This is a genomic window from Burkholderia sp. D-99 (assembly GCF_011605345.1).
Classification (GTDB): Bacteria; Pseudomonadota; Gammaproteobacteria; order Burkholderiales; family Burkholderiaceae; genus Burkholderia.
In genome coordinates, this window is sequence record NZ_JAAOXM010000016.1 from 41072 (window position 1) to 57606 (window position 16535).

Consider the following 16535-nt stretch of genomic DNA (forward strand, 5'->3'; position numbering starts at 1 on the left):
CACGCGCGCTCATGTCTCGGTTGCGCACCGCGTCGCCTGCCACGCGAACAGGCTCCAGCGGCCCTGTTGGTGGGTATGGACGGAGGTATACGCAATCGGAAAGACCAGGCCGCCGTTGTTCGTTTCCATCTCGATCAACGCGCGCCCGGTGACGACGCAGGTTTCATCGCCGACGGGCAGCACGTCCTGCGACTGGATTTCGATCTGGCGATAGCGGCGGCGGCCGGCGACGATGGCGTCGATGAACTGCTGCTTGGTTTCGCGTTTGCCGTTGGTGTGCACGAAGAACACCTTGTCCGACAAGAGCGCGTCGAGCGCCTCGCCGTCCCCGTCCACCATCGCCCGGAACCGATCGCGCTCGAGCGCGCGGATCGCATCGACCACCTTCGTCATCGCCTGACTCCTCGGCAACGCGCACGCCGTGCGCGGGCGTGCGGATCAGAAGTTGTACTGCAAGTAGAACTGGTGGAAATTTATACCAGGATTCGGCTCTTTGATACCCGCGTTAGACACATGTTCAAAACGGTAGCCGACCTGATACTGTTGCCGTTGGCCGAACTGCACGCCCACCCCGGCAGTCGGCGCGAACTGGAACGCGGTCCCCATCGAGAACCGATCCGAGATCGTCGGGTGCGTCAGCAGCCGGACGCCGCCGCCGGCCTCGATGAACGGGCGAATCTCCCCGGCGCTCTTGATGAAGCGGAACATCGGCGTCACGCCGAATTCGCCGATGCTGCTGTGAACGTTGCCGCCCGTGTGCCAGTAGCCGGCGTGCCCTTCCACAACGAACGCGAAGTGCCAGCCGCCGATTTCCCACCAGCTCCAGCCCGGATCCCACACCACGCCGAGATCGCCCTTGTCGACCCCGTGGCGATCCGAAAAACCGCCGCCCGCCTGAATCCCCCATCGATCCGCGCATGCCGCACCCGATCCGCCCAGAAGGGACGCCGCCAGCATCGCGTGCAGCGCAAGCCGGCTGCGGGGCCGGCGATTCTTCTTATTGTTCATCTGACACTCCAACTTTGTGGGTTGAATGGAGCCTGCCGCTTCGGCCGGCTCGAGCGAACTGAATGGTATGGTAAAGGACTTTTCGGATCGGCATCACAAAGCGAAATGGCTTCCTTCCAAAACGACAAAAATTAAAATCGTCTACTAATTACCATCAGAAACAACGTCTTACGGAACTTCGCCTTGCCTCCTTTGTCGCAGATTAGACTATCGACTCGACTAACTCGATAGAAAAAGTGGGAACTCCGATGCCCACGCTTGCTCTAAGGAATTAGCACTCGGCTTGCGGGAGTGCTAAGATGGCCCACGGAATTTCATTCGAGACCGGGGGTTTGTCCCTGATTCCAAAGGAGTTTTTTAGTGAGCAACGCCCTGACCCTCCCGAACACCCTGAGCCCGACGCCGGCCAAGGCCGAATCGGCAGGCTCGCTGGCGCTCGCAGCCCAATCGATGTTGCCGGGCCAGCTTGGCAACATCGACGCGTATATCCAGGCCGTGAATCGCATTCCGCTGCTGACGCCCGAAGAGGAACGCCAGTACGCGACCGAATTCCGTGAAGGCAACAATCTCGACTCGGCACGCCGCCTCGTGCTGTCGCACCTGCGGCTCGTCGTGTCGATCGCGCGCAACTATCTCGGCTACGGCCTGCCGCACGGCGACCTGATCCAGGAAGGCAACATCGGCCTGATGAAGGCCGTGAAGCGCTTCGATCCGGCCCAGAACGTGCGTCTCGTGTCGTACGCGATCCACTGGATCAAGGCCGAGATTCACGAGTACATCCTGCGCAACTGGCGCACGGTGAAGGTCGCGACGACGAAGGCGCAGCGCAAGCTGTTCTTCAACCTGCGCAGCCACAAGAAGGGCCTGCAGGCGATGACGCCCGAGGAAATCGACGGCCTCGCGAAGGAACTCAACGTCAAGCGCGAAGACGTGACCGAAATGGAAACGCGCCTGTCGGGCGGCGATATCGCGCTCGAAGGGCAGGTCGAAGACGGCGAGGAGTCGTACGCGCCGATCGCCTACCTGGCCGACTCGCACAACGAACCGACCGCCGTGCTCGCCGCGCGTCAGCGCGACACACTGCAGACGGACGGCATCGCGCAGGCACTCGACGCGCTCGACGCGCGCAGCCGCCGCATCATCGAGGCGCGCTGGCTGCACGTCGACGACGACGGCTCGGGCGGCTCGACGCTGCACGATCTCGCCGCCGAGTTCGGCGTGTCGGCGGAACGCATCCGCCAGATCGAAGCGAGCGCGATGAAAAAGATGCGCACTGCCCTCGCCGAATACGCATAAATCCCGGCGATTTAGAGCGCGTCATCGAAAACCGCTGCCCGACCGGCAGCGGTTTTTTTTCGTCCGTCTTTTCCGCTGATTTTCATTCGCTTCGCCGCTACTTTCCTCACTCGTTTCTGCGCCGATTAATTGACCTGATTCGTCAGGAAATAGGCAGTTTGCGGGCCCCTTCCGCATAACCTTGATCTGCCTCAAGTTTCGGCCCGTGTTTCGCGACGGTCTGCCGCAGCGCAGCACTCGGCATCGGAAAGCCGTCCTTTTAAAATTGGCATGTCAGGCGCAAAAGGATTAAAACAGCTTCACGGCCGTCATAAATCCGACGTAAAGTCGCCCCAAATCCGTTCTAAATCGATTCAGGATAATCGCCTTGATCTCGGTCAATAAAGAGCCTGCGCCGCCTCCCTCGCGGCCGGCCGGTACGATCGGCTGGCGCGCACGCATCGCCGCGTGGGCACGCGGACCAACCCTCGCCCGCGACATCACCCTGGTGCTGATCGTCAAGCTGATCCTCCTGATGTCGCTCAAATACGCATTTTTCAATCATCCGCAGGCCGAGCACATGTCGTTGCCGCCTGCCGCCGTCGCCGAGAAGCTGCTCTCGGTACCGGCGCCTGTACCCACCGAGGGAGACCACCATGATAAGTAGTGAAGTCGTCGATCTGTCGCGTCTGCAGTTCGGCATCACGGCGCTCTACCACTTCCTGTTCGTGCCGCTGACGCTCGGCCTGTCCTGGCTGCTCGTCATCATGGAAGCCGTCTACGTGATGACCGGCAAACAGGTCTACAAGGACATGACGCAGTTCTGGGGCAAGCTGTTCGGGATCAACTTCGCGATGGGCGTGACCACCGGCATCACGCTCGAATTCCAGTTCGGCACGAACTGGTCGTACTACTCGCACTATGTCGGCGACATCTTCGGCGTACCGCTCGCGGTCGAAGGCCTGATGGCGTTCTTCCTCGAATCGACGTTCGTCGGCCTGTTCTTCTTCGGCTGGAACCGCCTGTCGAAGGTCAAGCACCTGATGGTCACGTTCCTCGTCGCGCTGGGCTCGAACCTGTCCGCGCTGTGGATCCTCGTCGCGAACGGCTGGATGAACAACCCGGTCGGCGCCGAGTTCAACTACCAGACGATGCGCATGGAGATGACGAGCCTGTTCGACGTGCTGTTCAACCCGGTCGCGCAGGTGAAGTTCGTGCACACGGTGTCGGCCGGCTACGTGTCGGCGGCGATGTTCGTGCTCGGCGTGTCGTCGTGGTACCTGCTGAAGAAGCGCGACGTCGACTTCGCACTGCGCTCGTTCGCGGTCGCGGCCGGCTTCGGCCTCGCGGCGACGCTCTGCGTGATCGTGCTCGGCGACGAATCGGGCTATACGACCGGCGAAGTGCAGAAGATGAAGCTCGCCGCGATCGAATCCGAATGGGAAACGCAGCCGGCACCCGCATCGTTCACGCTGATCGGCATTCCGAACCAGGAAGAACAGCGCACCGACTACGCGATCAAGATCCCGTATGCGCTCGGCCTGATCGCGACACGCTCGATCGACGAACCGGTGATCGGCCTGCGCGATCTCGCGAAGCACAGCGAGGAGCACATCCAGAGCGGGATGGTCGCGTACGGCGCACTGCAGAAGATCAAGCAGGGCGACACGAGCGACGCAACCCGCGCGCTGTTCGACCAGCACAAGCAGTACCTCGGCTACGGGCTGATGCTCAAGCAGTTCACGCCGAACGTGGTCGATGCGACGCCGGAGCAGATCAAGGCCGCCGCGAAAAAGACGATCCCGCCGGTCGCGCCCGTGTTCTTCTCGTTCCGGATCATGGTGTTCCTCGGCTTCCTGTTCGTTGCCACGTTCATCGCCGCGTTCTGGTTCTGCGCGCGCCGCGAACTGCTGCAGGACAACCGCCGCTGGTTCCTCCGCTATGCGGTGTGGGCGATCCCGCTGCCGTGGATCGCGATCGAATTCGGCTGGATCGTCGCCGAGCTCGGCCGCCAGCCGTGGACGATCGCGGGCGTGCTGCCGACGCACCTGTCCGCGTCGAGCCTGCAGCCGAGCGACCTGTACCTGAGTCTCGCGGGCTTCATCCTGTTCTATACCGCGCTGTTCGTCATCGAGATCAAGCTGATGTTCAAGTACGCGCGCCTCGGCCCGTCGTCGCTGCATACCGGCCGCTATCACCACGAACTCGCGGCCGCCAGCGAGCGCGCCCCGGCCTGAGCACGCACCCGAAACGGAACAAGGAATCGCTATGGACTATGCAACTCTCAAGCTGATCTGGTGGCTGCTCGTCGGCGTGCTGCTGATCGGCTTCGCCGTCACCGACGGCTTCGACATGGGCGCGACCGCGCTGCTGCCGTTCCTCGGCAAGACCGACGAGGAACGCCGCATCATCGTCAACACCGTCGGCGCGACGTGGGAAGGCAACCAGGTATGGCTGATCACGGCGGGCGGCGCGATGTTCGCGGCCTGGCCGCTCGTCTACGCGGCGTCGTTCTCCGGCTTCTACTTCGCGATGCTGCTCGTGCTGTTCGCGTTGTTCTTCCGGCCGGTGGGCTTCGACTACCGCAGCAAGCGCCCTGACCCGCGCTGGCGCGCGGGCTGGGACTGGGGCCTGTTCGTCGGCGGTTTCGTGCCGGCGCTCGTGTTCGGCGTCGCGTTCGGCAACCTGCTGCAAGGTGTGCCGTTCAAGTTCGACAGCGACCTGCGCGTGACCTACTACGGCGGCTTCTGGGCGCTGCTGAACCCGTTCGCGCTGCTCTGCGGGCTCGTCAGCCTCACGATGCTCGTCGCGCACGGTGCGGCCTTCATCAAGATGAAGACGGAAGGCGTGATCGCACGCCGCGCGTCGGTCGCGCTGCGCGTGGCGTCGTTCCTCGCGGTCGTGCTGTTCGTGCTGGCCGGCGTACTGATCGCGTCGACCATCGGCGGCTTCCACATCACGCACGCCGCGCCGACCGATACGGTCGCGAACCCGCTGCTCAAGGACGTCGCCGCGGGCTCGGGCCTGTGGCTCGCGAACTACAGCGAATTCCCGTGGATGATCGCGGCGCCCGTCGTCGGGATCGCGGGCGGCCTGCTCGCGCTGCTGCTCGCCGGTTCGAAGCAGGAAAAGACGGCGTTCTTCTGCACGGGCCTGATGATCGTCGGCGTGATCCTGACCGCCGGCTTCTCGATGTTCCCGTTCATCATGCCGTCGTCGCTCGACCCGAAGAGCAGCCTGACCGTGTGGGATTCGACGTCGAGCCACATGACGCTGCAGGTGATGCTGTTCGCGGTGATCGTGTTCCTGCCGCTCATCCTGCTCTACACGGCCTGGGTGTATCGCGTGATGCGCGGCAAGGTCACGCGCGAGGTGCTCGAAGAGAACAAGCATTCGATGTATTGAACCCGGCCGGGGCGCGCAGGCGCCCCGCCGCCCCGTTTCGCAAGGAGTCGGATCATGTGGTATTTCAGCTGGATTCTCGGTATCGGCGTCGCGCTGTCGTTCGGCATCGTCAATGCGATGTGGCTCGAAGCTCGGCAGAAGACGCAGGAAGCACGCGTGCCCCGCGACTGACACGTACGGCCGAACTAGCGGCCGCCGTCCGGAAGGAACCTCGCCTCGTGCGAGGTTTTTTTTCGCTCAGGCCGGCCGGGCAGGCCCGACACGCCGATGCCAATTTAGCGCCAGATTGATACCACTTGAATACCAATAAAAGGTTTCATAAGATCTTTGGACACGGCCGCTGACAGGCCGAATCCATCTGGGTGGGGGAGACATGCGAATCCCGTATGTGGCGCGCGCGTGCGCGCCATCTCGCCGTCGCCGCACGGCGGCCGGTTGCGCTTCGTCGGCGAGCGGCGCCATCATCGTCCGCGCAGGTCGCGCGTGCGCCTTTGCCGCCGGGCGCATCGCCACCGCATCAACATCAGCGGCAGCCGCCGCCGTGCGCCGCCGATGAAGACATGCACCCGCCCGCGCCGATCCGACCGGCACGCCTGCCCGCCCCCCGTTCCGTAACGCACGCGCCCGCGTGCCGACTGCGCGCGAGGCAGCCGCATTGCCCGCGCACCCTGTTGTCCCCGCAGCTCCGTTGAAAGACCCGCACGCAGCGACGTCATTTCGTGACGCCGCTACGCCCCCCCTTTTTTAAGGAGTCCGCATGAACAGAACCTTGTCTACCCTGTTTGCCGGCCTGCTGATCGCGGCACTGTCGCCGGTCGCGCTCGGCGCGCTGCCAGCGCCAAGCGCTGCGGTCGCGGCGGCCGGTGCCGTACGTCCACCCGTGCCGCCAGCCGATCTCGCGGCGCGGCTGTCGAACGGCCTCGCGCTGCGTGTCGCCGTCGACAACAATCACGCGGCCGCGGCCGGCGTGCCGTGCGCCTCACTCGGCGCCGACGGCGCGGCCTGCGCGACGGGCCGCCTGATCCTGCAGAACCGCGGCCACCAGGCGATCGCCGACGGCGGCTGGAAGCTCTACCTGCACAGCATCCGCCGCCTTCTGCGAATCGATCGTCCCGGCTTCGCGCTGCGGCGGCTCACCGGCGACCTGTACGAACTGACACCGCTACCCGGCTCGGTGCGGCTTGCGCCGGGTGAACGCATCGAACTGCCGTTCGTCGCCGAATACTGGCTGCTGCGCTACAGCGACGTGATCCCGCGCCCGTACGTGGTGGTCGATGGCGCGCCGCCCGCCGTGCTCCGCTACAACGACACCGACGACGAGCTTCGCTACGTCGAATCGCTGCCGGCCGACGCGCAGAACAATTCGACCGGCAATGCGCCGCCCGTGGCCGCACGGCCCGACGCGAGCCGCGCGCTGCCGAGCGTGAAGCGCGAGCAGCCGCTGCCCGGCACGCTCGACCTGCGCGGTGTCGAGCTCGCACTGCCCGATCTGCCGGACGCACAGGTCGCGGCGCTACGCGAACGCGCAACGACACTCGGGCTCGACGGCGCGCGCGTGCCGGTGTGGGGCGCCGTCGCGCCGCGCCGGCTGCCGGCCGACATCGCGACGCCGGGCGGCTACCGGCTCGCGATCGGGCCGCGCGGCGTGCTGATCGAAGGCTACGATCGCGCCGGCCTCTACTACGGCGTGCAGACGCTCTACTCGCTCGCCCCCGTGGGCGGCGGCCCGATCCCGGCGATGCTCGTCGAGGATGCACCGCGCTTCACGCATCGCGGGATGCACGTCGACCTCGCACGCAACTTCAAGCACCCGGCGACGCTGCGCCGCCTGATCGACCAGATGAGCGCGTACAAGCTCAATCGCCTGCACCTGCATCTGTCCGACGACGAGGGCTGGCGCATCGAGATCCCCGGGCTGCCCGAGCTGACCGGGATCGGCTCGCGCCGCTGCCACGACCCGAGCGAGACGCGCTGCCTGCTGCCGCAGCTCGGCTCCGGCCCGGACAACCGCTCCGGCGGCGGCTACCTGACCCGCGACGACTACGTGTCACTGGTGCGCTACGCGGCCGCGCATTTCGTCGAGATCATCCCCGAGATCGACATGCCCGCGCATGCGCGCGCGGCCGTCGTGACGATGGAGGCACGTTACCGGCGGCTGCATGCGGCCGGCCGCGAGCAGGAAGCGAACGCATACCGGCTGCTCGATCCGCAGGACACGTCGAACCTGACGACGGTGCAGTTCTACGACCGGCGCAGCGACCTGAACCCGTGCGTGCCGGGCGCGCTCAATTTCGCATCGAAGGTGATCCGCGAGATCGCGGCAATGCATGCGGATGCACAGGCGCCGCTGCACATCTGGCATTACGGCGGCGACGAGGCGAAGAACATCTTCCTCGGCGCGGGCTTCCAGCCGCTGAACGGCACCGATCCGAACAAGGGGCGCATCGATCTCGCCGCGCAGGACAAGCCGTGGGCGCGTTCGCCCGCGTGCACGGCGCTGCTCCAGCGCGGCGAGATCAAGTCGATCGACGAGCTGCCGACGCGTTTCGCGCAACAGGTGAGCGCGGCGGTCAGCGCGAACGGGATCGACACGATGGCCGCGTGGCAGGACGGCATCAAGCATGCGAACGGGCCGCAGGACTTCAGCACGCGCCACGTGATGGTGTCGCTGTGGGACACGATCTTCTGGGGCGCATCGGACAGCGCACGCGACCTGAGCGGCAAGGGCTACCTGACGGTGCTCGCGCTGCCCGACTACCTGTACTTCGACTTCCCGTACACGCTCAACCCGCGCGAACGCGGTTACTACTGGGGCTCGCACGCGACGGACGAGTACAAGGTGTTCTCGCTCGCGCCCGAGAACCTGCCGCAGAACGCCGAAGTGATGGGCGACCGTGACGGCAACCCGTTCGAGGTCACGGGAACGGGCCCCGCGCCGCGCATCGAAGGCATGCAGGGGCAGGCGTGGGGCGAGGTGATGCGCAACGACACCTTCCTCGAATACATGGCCTATCCGCGGCTGCTCGCGCTCGCCGAGCGCGCGTGGCACCGGGCCGACTGGGAGCTGCCGTATGCGGCCGGCGTGCGCTTCAAGCGCGGCGACACGCATCACGTCGACACGGCCGCGCTGCAGCGCGACTGGGCCGGATTCGCGACGCTGCTCACGCAACGCGAACTGCCGAAGCTCGACCGGGCCGGCATCGGCTACCGGAAGCCGACCTTCACGCTGACGAATCCGTGAACGGCTGAACACCCGGGCGACGCGCGATGCAAACGCATGCATCGCGCCATCGCCCGCACCAAAGAAAAACGGCTTGCGACGCTACACGTCGCAAGCCGTTTTCGTTTTGCCGGCCGGCCCGAACCCGCATCGCAGGTCAGGCCGGCTTCATCGCATCAGGCCGGTTGCGCGGCCGCCCCGCTGCCCGACGGCGGCAGGCGCGCGCCGAGTTGTTCGGCATAGCGTGCCGCCGCGTTGCCGCAGACGATGTGGAACGTGTCGAGCGACACCCACGCGACGTCGAGCGCACCGAGACGATCGCGATCGACCGCCGACGGATCGCGCACGACCACACGCAGGCGCGTGGTCGCGATCGCGTCGAGCGACACGACGTTGGTCGCGCCGCCGAACACCGCGAGCCAGCGCGTCGGCTCCGGATCGAGCGGGCCAGCGGCCGCGCCCGTGACAGGCTGCACCGCGGCAGCCGTCGCCGTCGACGTGGCACCGGTAGCGCCGCTGCCGATCGCGGCACGCATCTCGTCGGCAATGATGTCTGCCTCGGGCCCGATGATCACCTGCACGCTGTTGCCGCCGCGCTTGAGCACACCGCGCGCGCCGATCGACTTCAGTTCCGGCTCCGAGACCTTCTCCGGATCGACGACGGTCAGGCGCAGGCGCGTCGTGCACGCGTCGACGACCGACAGGTTGCCCGCCCCGCCGAGCGCGGCGATGTAGCGCTGCGCGCGCGGTGCGGCGGCCGTCGCGGCGGTACCCGCGGCCGGTGCGACGAAGCCGCCCGATGCGTACGATTCCGCGGCCGCATCGGCCGATGCCGGCTCACGGCCCGGCGTGGCCATGTTGAACTTGCGGATGAAGAAGCGGAACAGCCCGTAGTACGCGGCGCCGTACGCGATGCCGAGCGGGATCGCGATCCAGCCCTTCGTCGACAGCCCGTAGTTCAGCACATAGTCGATCGCGCCGGCCGAGAACGTGAAGCCGAGCTTCACGTCGAGGATCTGGCAGATCGCAAGCGACAGCCCCGTCAGCACCGCGTGGATCACGTACAGCACCGGTGCGAGGAACATGAAGCTGAATTCGATCGGCTCGGTCACGCCGGTCAGGAACGACGTGAGCGCCATCGAGAACAGCAGGCCGCCGACCATCGCGCGGCGCTCCTTCGGTGCCTCGTGCAGCATCGCGAGACACGCGGCCGGCAGGCCGAACATCATGATCGGGAAGAAGCCGGCCATGAAGGTGCCCGCAGTCGGGTCGCCTGCGAAGAAGCGGTGCAGGTCGCCGTGCACGATCTCGCCGCCGGCGGGCGGCGTGAAGTTGCCGAACACGAACCACGCGAGCGAGTTGATGATGTGGTGCAGGCCCGTGACGAGCAGCAGGCGGTTCAGGAAGCCGAACACGAACGCACCGATCGCGCCCGCCGTCGTCAGCCACTGGCCGGCCGCGTCGATCGCATGCTGGACTGGCTGCCACACGTACCCGAACGCGATGCCGAGTATCACGCAGACCAGGCCTGTAATGATCGGCACGAACCGTTTGCCGCCGAAGAACGCGAGGTAGTCCGGCAGCTTGATGTCTTTATAGCGGTTGTACAGCAAGCCCGCGACCACGCCCGCGATGATCCCGGACAGCACGCCCATGTTCAGCTTGGGATCGATGTCCTTCATGATCGCGGTTTCGATCAGGTAACCGATCGCGCCCGCGAGTGCCGCCACGCCGTTATTGTCCTTCGCGAAGCCGACCGCCACGCCGATCGCGAACAGCAGCGGCAGGTTGTCGAAGATCGCGCCGCCGGCGTCGGCGATCATCTTGATGTTGAACACGTCCGGCTGGCCGAGTCGCAGCAGGATGCCGGCGACCGGCAATACCGCGATCGGCAGCATCAGCGCCCGGCCCAGGCCCTGTATTTTCAGAAACGGATTCCCGTTCATTCAGTCCTCCAATCCTTGTCTCGTCGTTAATCGTCGTTGACCTAATTACGCTCTTGTACCGAAACGGGCCACGCGCCCGCCGCCGACGTTCAGTCGAGCGGCCAGACCTCGCGGCTTGCTGCCCTTACCGCCTGTGCCGAATCGAGCGCGAGCAGATCCTGCGCACGCTGACGGCACAACTGGTAATCGAGACGGCGCACACGCGCCTTGATGCCCGGCACCGATACGGGGTCGACCGACAGCTCGGTCACGCCGAGGCCCACCAGGATCGGCACCGCGAGCGGATCGCCGCCGAGCGCGCCGCACACGCCGACCCACTTGCCGTGCTTCGCGGCGCCGCGCACCGCGATGTCGATCAGGCGCAGCACGGCCGGATGCAGGCCGTCGGATTGCGCGGCCAGATCGGCCTGGCAGCGGTCCATCGCGAGCGTGTACTGCGTCAGGTCGTTGGTGCCGATCGACAGGAAATCCGCGTGCTGCGCGAGTTGGTCGGCCAGCAGCGCGGCCGACGGCACCTCGATCATCACGCCGACCTCGATCGGCTCGGTGCGGCCCTGTGCGCGCGCGAATTCGTCGATGCGCTTTTTCAGGCGCACGAGTTCGCCCGCGTCGGTCACCATCGGCAGCAGGATGCGCACCGCGCCGAACGGCTTCACCGCGAGCAGGCCCTGCAGTTGATCGTCGAGCAGATCGGGGCGCACCTGCGCGAGACGGATGCCGCGCAGGCCGAGCGCCGGGTTCGGTTCGGGCGGCAGCGTCAGGTAATCGACTTCCTTGTCGGCGCCGACGTCGAGCGTGCGGATGATCGCCGTGCGACCCTGCAGCGCGTCGACGATCGACTGGTAGCTCTGCTGGTGTTCGACGACCGTCGGCGCGACCTGGCGATGGATGAACATCAGCTCGGTACGCAGCAGGCCGACCGCGTCGGCGCCGTTGTCGACCGCGGTGTTCGCGTCGTCGAGCGTCGCGATGTTCGCGGCGACCTCGATCGCGCGGCCGTCGACCGTCTCGGCGGCAACGCCTGCCAGTTGCCGGTTCGCCTCGCGCACGCCGTCCAGGCGCTGGCGCTCGTGCCGCGCGCGTTCGACGTCGAGCGCGGTCGGTGCATGTTCGAGCCGGCCCGCGCTCGCATCGACAACGACCTGCGTGCCGTCCGGAATCGCGTACAGTGCATCGCCGACCGCCACCAGCGCCGGAATGCCGAGCTGTCGCGCGATGATCGCCGCGTGCGACGTCGCGCCGCCGCGCGCCATCACGAGCGCGGTCACGCGCTGGCGATCGAGCGACGACAGGTCCGACGGCGTGAATTCCTCGGCCGCGAGTACCGCTTCGTCGGGCAGCGCACGCGCGGCACCGTTCGTGTGGCCGAGCGCGCGCAGCACGCGCTTCTCGATGTCGCGCAGGTCGGCCGCACGTTCGGCGAGCAGCGCGTCGTCGAGCTTCGACAGCGTGTCGATCTGCGTGCGGATCGTCGTGCGCCATGCAAAGCCCGCGCTCTTGCCGAGACTGATCAGGTCGCGCGCCGCGTCGATCAGCGTCGGGTCTTCCAGCAGCACGCGATGCACCGCGAAGATGCCCGCTTCGCCAACCGCCCCGCGCGCCGATGCGTTGCGCACCGTTTCGTCGAGTTCGGCGTCGACTGCCTTCAGCGCCTGGTCGAGCTGGCGGCTTTCCGACGCGGGCGTGCCGGTCGCCTGTTCAGGCGGCACGATCTCCGCATCGTCGAGACGCACCAGCGTGCCGACTGCGATGCCGGGCGCCGCGCATACGCCCGCGAGCGTGTTGGGGTCGATCGGCGCACCGACATTGCGCGCGACCGTCGGCGGCGCGGGCGACCTCAGCCGCGCCGGTTTTTCCTCGACTTCGCCGTGCGCTTCGCGCAGCAGCTCGTGCTCGACCGCATCGACGGCCTGCTGCGCGTGCGCACCGCGACCGACCAGTTCGACCGTCGCGCCTTCGCCGGCACCGAGGCCGAGCAGGCCGACGACGCTCGCGATCGACGCCTTGCGGCCGTCGAACAGCACGTCGACGCTCGCGTCGAACCCGCGCACGGCTTCACGCGCACGCGCGGCCGGCCGCGCATGCAGGCCGCCCGGCTGCGCGAGCACGATCTCGCGGCGCACTTCGTTCATTGCCGCCGCGCCGGTTTGTGCCGCCTGCGCAGCCGCTTCGCCCTTGCCGCGCAGCGCGAGCAACGGCGTCTCGCCGGCCGTCGCGAAACCGCTCGCGCGATCGACGACCTCGAACGCGTCGGAGTTTGCGATCGCGATCACCGACACGAGCGAATGCGCGCTGCGCGCCACCGCATCCTGGTCGAACTCGATCAGCAGCGTGCCCGCCTCGACACGTGCGCCGGCCTCGATGTGTGCGATGAAGCCCTGCCCGTTCAGCTCAACGGTGTCGATGCCGATGTGCAGCAGCACTTCCGCGCCTTGCGGCGTCGTGATCGTCACCGCATGGCCCGTGCGCGCGAGATGCGACACGACGCCCGCGCACGGCGCGACGAGCTTGCCCGCGAGCGGGTCGATACCGATGCCGTCGCCGAACATCCCGCCGGAGAACACCGGATCGGGCACGTCGGCCAGCGCGACGATCGGTCCGGTCAAGGGGCTAAGCAGGACGATCTGATCATGGGTGGGGCTCTTCAACTGGGACTCCTCGGCGCGTCTCATCGGCTGTCTCGGCTATCAGTGCGTTTCGGTGACTTTGTTCAGGTGGCGCGGCGTGTCGGGATTGCGGCCGCGCGCGACGGCGAGATCCGCCGCCATCACGTAGAACGAAAGAATGGCGGCGATCGGGTCGAGCGCCGAATGGGCGGACTGCGCGAGCGGCAGCACCGTACCGGTCAGGCCGGGCGTGCCGGCAGGCGCCGCGAGCAGCACGGCGGCACCGCGTGCGCGCATGTCTGCGGCGAGCTGCAACAGGCCGGCCTGCTCGGGCCCCGGCGGGGCGAACACGAGCAGCGGATAGTCGCGATCGATCAGCTCCATCGGGCCGTGACGGACTTCGGCGCTCGAGAACGCCTCGGCCTGGATACCGGACGTTTCCTTCAGCTTCAGCGCGGCTTCCTGTGCGATCGCGAGGCCCAGGCCGCGGCCGATCACGATCATCCGCTCGACACCCGCCAGCGCGGCGACGGCCTGCGACCAGTCGAGCTGGCCGGCCTGCGCGAGCACGTCGGGCAGGCCGCGCAGCGCGGTCATCAGCGCAGCATCGCGCTGCCAGTAGGCGACGATCTGCGCGGACAGCGACAGCATCGCGATATAGCTCTTCGTCGCGGCGACCGACAATTCGGGGCCGGCGAGCAGCGGCAACTGGTGCTCGCATGCATCGGCGAGCGGCGACGGCAGCACGTTCACGGCGGCGACGGTGCGCGCGCCGGCTTCGCGCAGCGCGGCCATCGTGTTGACGAGGTCGGGGCTCTTGCCCGACTGGGAGAAGGCGATCGCGAGCTGGTCCTGCACCTTCAGCGGCGCCTGCTGCAGCGTGGCGACCGACATCGGCAGCGACGCGACCGGCACGCCGAGGCGGCTCATCGTCAGGCTCGCGAAATAGCTCGCGGCGTGATCCGAGCTGCCGCGCGCGACCGTCAGCGCGACGGCCGGCGGGTGATCGAGCAATTGGCCGGCGAGCGCTTCGACGCGCGCGGTGTCGGCGATCTGCGCGGCGACGACCTGGGCGGACTCGCGCGCTTCCTTAAGCATATTCGACAATCGATTCTCCTTCGACGTAGGTCGCGGTGAGGTTCAGGTCGCGGTCGAACACCGCGAGGTCGGCCCATGCGCCGCGCTCGAGGCGGCCGCGATCGGTGACGCCGAGGTAGTCGGCCGCGTAGCGCGACATCCGGTTCGACACGTCGGCGATCGGCAGGCCGAGCGACACGAGGTTGCGCAGCGCCTGGTCCATCGTCAGCGTGCTGCCGGCGAGCGTGCCGTCGGCCAGCCGCACGCCGCCGAGGCACTTCGTCACGTGCTGGCTGCCGAGCCGGTATTCGCCGTCGGGCATGCCCGTTGCGGACGTGCTGTCGGTCACGACGTACAGGCGCGGGATCGCACGCAGCGCAGCACGAATCGCGCCCGGGTGCACGTGCAGCAGATCGGGAATGATTTCCGCGTATTCGGCATGAGCAAGCGCCGCGCCTACCAGGCCGGGGTTGCGGTGATGCAGCGGCGACATCGCGTTGAACAGGTGCGTGAAGCCGCACGCGCCGTGCTTGAGCGCGGCCACTGCGTCGTCATAGGTCGCGAGCGAGTGGCCGAGCTGCACGCGTACGCCGCGTGCGGCCATCTCGCCGATGATCTCGATGTGGCCGGCGATTTCCGGCGCGAGCGTGACGACGCGGATCGGCGCGATCGACAGGTACTTCAGCACTTCGTCGAGCACGGCCGATACGGCCGCGTCGGGCTGCGCGCCGAGCTTGCCGGGGTTGATGTACGGGCCTTCGAGGTGCACGCCGAGCACGCGCGCGCCGCCCGGCGTGCGGGTGCGCGCGACGCTGCCGAGGTTGCCGACGACTTTCATCAGCTCGTCTCGCGGCGCGGTCATCGTCGTCGCGAGCAGGCTCGTCGTGCCGAATTGCGCGTGCGTGCGGGCGATCGTCTCGATCGCGTCGCCGCCTTCCATCACGTCGGCACCGCCACCGCCATGGACATGCAGGTCGATGAAGCCGGGCAGGATGTAAGGCGCGTCGTTCTTCGCGGGATCGACGGGCTTGCCGTCGAGCGTCGTGATGCGGCCGTTCTCGCTATCGAGCGAACCGTGAATCCAGCCGTCGGGGGTAAGGATGTTTCCAGTCAGCATGACGTTCTCTTGATGATCTGGTGACGCGGGCATCCGCGTCGTGATTTGCAAATTCGTGTCGTTGCTTCTCGCCTGTCGCGCGCGGGCAGTCTCGCGCGTCAGCGTTTCAGTTCGGCGACGAAGTCGTAGTAGTCGTCGCGGCAATACGTTTCGCTCACTTCGATCGCGCGCTGGTCGGCGCCGTAGCCGATCCGTCTGATCACCAGCAGCGCCGAGCCCGGCTGAACCGCCATCCATTTCGCGATCGCGTGCGTCGCGTTCGCCGCGCGAAAGTGCTGCAGCGCGCGCACGACGGTCATCCCGCGCGCCTCGAGGTACTCGTACAGCGACGCACCGAGCACCTGCGGATCGGGCACCACCGCGGCCGGCAGCGTCGAGTGCTCGACCGCCATCACGATGCCGTCCGCGCGGCGCAGCCGTTCGAGCCGCGCCACCGTCGCGCCGGGTGCGAGGCCGAGATGCGTGATCTCGTCACGGCTCGCGGCGCGCAGCGTGCGCGACAGCCACACCGAATCGGGCACGAAGCCGCGCTGCTTCATCTTCGCGGTGAAGCCGACGAGACGCGACAGCGGATCGGCGACGCGCGGCGTGATGAAGCTGCCCGCCCCACGCGCCCGCTTGATCAGCCCCTGCTCGACCAGCAGCGCGAGTGCGCGACGGGCCGTGATCCGCGATACGCCGACCGACACCGACAGCAGCCGCTCCGACGGCAGCGCCTCGCCGGCCCGCCACGCGCCGGCGTGGATCGCGCTCGCCAGGTTGCGGGCGAGCTGCAGATAGAGCGGCGTGTCGCTGAGGGGATCGGGCGCCAGTTCGGACCAGCCGGTTTCCATGTGCCTCCGGGTGTCGGACGACGATCTCGGACCGTCGAAAGTGAACGC

13 protein-coding genes are annotated in these 16535 nt (G+C 67.2%); 6 read left to right on the forward strand and 7 right to left on the reverse strand.

Annotated elements, in window-relative coordinates; genetic code table 11:
- Nucleotides 1-9 precede the first annotated feature (9 nt).
- Complete coding sequence (locus HAV18_RS35210; RefSeq protein ID WP_166965074.1) at nucleotides 10-393, reverse strand: nuclear transport factor 2 family protein; 384 nt, start codon at nucleotides 391-393, stop codon at nucleotides 10-12.
- Nucleotides 394-438: 45 nt separating this feature from the next.
- On the reverse strand, nucleotides 439-1008 hold the full coding sequence (locus HAV18_RS35215) for an acyloxyacyl hydrolase (protein ID WP_166965076.1): 570 nt from the start codon (nucleotides 1006-1008) through the stop codon (nucleotides 439-441).
- A 360-nt stretch (nucleotides 1009-1368) separates the two neighbouring features.
- Between HAV18_RS35215 and rpoH the strand changes: the two genes are divergently transcribed.
- The 6 genes from rpoH (at nucleotide 1369) to HAV18_RS35245 (ending at nucleotide 8929) form a co-directional block, all read left to right on the forward strand.
- Nucleotides 1369-2304, forward strand: coding sequence for an RNA polymerase sigma factor RpoH (gene rpoH, locus HAV18_RS35220; protein WP_166965078.1), 936 nt, complete (start codon nucleotides 1369-1371; stop codon nucleotides 2302-2304).
- A gap of 367 nt (nucleotides 2305-2671) precedes the next feature.
- Complete coding sequence (gene cydP, locus HAV18_RS35225; protein WP_166965080.1) at nucleotides 2672-2950, forward strand: cytochrome oxidase putative small subunit CydP; 279 nt, start codon at nucleotides 2672-2674, stop codon at nucleotides 2948-2950.
- Nucleotides 2940-4520 (forward strand): cytochrome ubiquinol oxidase subunit I, encoded by a 1581-nt coding sequence (locus HAV18_RS35230; RefSeq protein ID WP_166965082.1) that lies wholly within the window; start codon nucleotides 2940-2942, stop codon nucleotides 4518-4520. Before cydP ends, HAV18_RS35230 begins: the two co-directional genes overlap by 11 nt.
- A 31-nt stretch (nucleotides 4521-4551) precedes the next feature.
- Nucleotides 4552-5688 (forward strand): cytochrome d ubiquinol oxidase subunit II, encoded by a 1137-nt coding sequence (cydB, locus tag HAV18_RS35235; RefSeq protein ID WP_166965084.1) that lies wholly within the window; start codon nucleotides 4552-4554, stop codon nucleotides 5686-5688.
- Between the two features lie 54 nt (nucleotides 5689-5742).
- Complete coding sequence (cydX, locus tag HAV18_RS35240) at nucleotides 5743-5859, forward strand: cytochrome bd-I oxidase subunit CydX (protein WP_166965086.1); 117 nt, start codon at nucleotides 5743-5745, stop codon at nucleotides 5857-5859.
- Between the two features lie 586 nt (nucleotides 5860-6445).
- Nucleotides 6446-8929, forward strand: coding sequence for a family 20 glycosylhydrolase (locus HAV18_RS35245; protein ID WP_166965088.1), 2484 nt, complete (start codon nucleotides 6446-6448; stop codon nucleotides 8927-8929).
- Between the two features lie 155 nt (nucleotides 8930-9084).
- Here HAV18_RS35245 and nagE read toward each other — a convergent pair whose 3' ends face one another.
- The 5 genes from nagE to HAV18_RS35270 all read right to left on the reverse strand — a co-directional run bounded on the left by nagE (nucleotide 9085) and on the right by HAV18_RS35270 (nucleotide 16487).
- Nucleotides 9085-10854 (reverse strand): N-acetylglucosamine-specific PTS transporter subunit IIBC, encoded by a 1770-nt coding sequence (nagE, locus tag HAV18_RS35250; protein WP_166965090.1) that lies wholly within the window; start codon nucleotides 10852-10854, stop codon nucleotides 9085-9087.
- A gap of 89 nt (nucleotides 10855-10943) precedes the next feature.
- On the reverse strand, nucleotides 10944-13526 hold the full coding sequence (ptsP, locus tag HAV18_RS35255) for a phosphoenolpyruvate--protein phosphotransferase (protein ID WP_166965092.1): 2583 nt from the start codon (nucleotides 13524-13526) through the stop codon (nucleotides 10944-10946).
- Nucleotides 13527-13541: 15 nt separating this feature from the next.
- Nucleotides 13542-14558, reverse strand: a complete 1017-nt coding sequence (locus HAV18_RS35260) for an SIS domain-containing protein (RefSeq protein WP_166965225.1) — start codon at nucleotides 14556-14558, stop codon at nucleotides 13542-13544.
- Nucleotides 14551-15654: an N-acetylglucosamine-6-phosphate deacetylase gene (gene nagA, locus HAV18_RS35265; RefSeq protein WP_041492962.1), complete on the reverse strand. Its 1104-nt coding sequence runs from the start codon at nucleotides 15652-15654 to the stop codon at nucleotides 14551-14553. Before nagA ends, HAV18_RS35260 begins: the two co-directional genes overlap by 8 nt.
- A gap of 98 nt (nucleotides 15655-15752) precedes the next feature.
- Complete coding sequence (locus HAV18_RS35270) at nucleotides 15753-16487, reverse strand: GntR family transcriptional regulator (protein WP_166965094.1); 735 nt, start codon at nucleotides 16485-16487, stop codon at nucleotides 15753-15755.
- Nucleotides 16488-16535: the final 48 nt, after the last annotated feature.

Coding starts and splice junctions, on each gene's coding strand:
- HAV18_RS35210 (WP_166965074.1), bottom strand. CDS start 393: ATGACGAAGGTGGTCGATGCGATCCGCGCGCTCGAGCGCGATCGGTTC.
- HAV18_RS35215 (WP_166965076.1), bottom strand. CDS start 1,008: ATGAACAATAAGAAGAATCGCCGGCCCCGCAGCCGGCTTGCGCTGCAC.
- HAV18_RS35230 (WP_166965082.1), top strand. CDS start 2,940: ATGATAAGTAGTGAAGTCGTCGATCTGTCGCGTCTGCAGTTCGGCATC.
- cydB (WP_166965084.1), top strand. CDS start 4,552: ATGGACTATGCAACTCTCAAGCTGATCTGGTGGCTGCTCGTCGGCGTG.
- cydX (WP_166965086.1), top strand. CDS start 5,743: ATGTGGTATTTCAGCTGGATTCTCGGTATCGGCGTCGCGCTGTCGTTC.
- HAV18_RS35245 (WP_166965088.1), top strand. CDS start 6,446: ATGAACAGAACCTTGTCTACCCTGTTTGCCGGCCTGCTGATCGCGGCA.
- nagE (WP_166965090.1), bottom strand. CDS start 10,854: ATGAACGGGAATCCGTTTCTGAAAATACAGGGCCTGGGCCGGGCGCTG.
- ptsP (WP_166965092.1), bottom strand. CDS start 13,526: ATGAGACGCGCCGAGGAGTCCCAGTTGAAGAGCCCCACCCATGATCAG.
- HAV18_RS35260 (WP_166965225.1), bottom strand. CDS start 14,558: ATGCTTAAGGAAGCGCGCGAGTCCGCCCAGGTCGTCGCCGCGCAGATC.
- nagA (WP_041492962.1), bottom strand. CDS start 15,654: ATGCTGACTGGAAACATCCTTACCCCCGACGGCTGGATTCACGGTTCG.
- HAV18_RS35270 (WP_166965094.1), bottom strand. CDS start 16,487: ATGGAAACCGGCTGGTCCGAACTGGCGCCCGATCCCCTCAGCGACACG.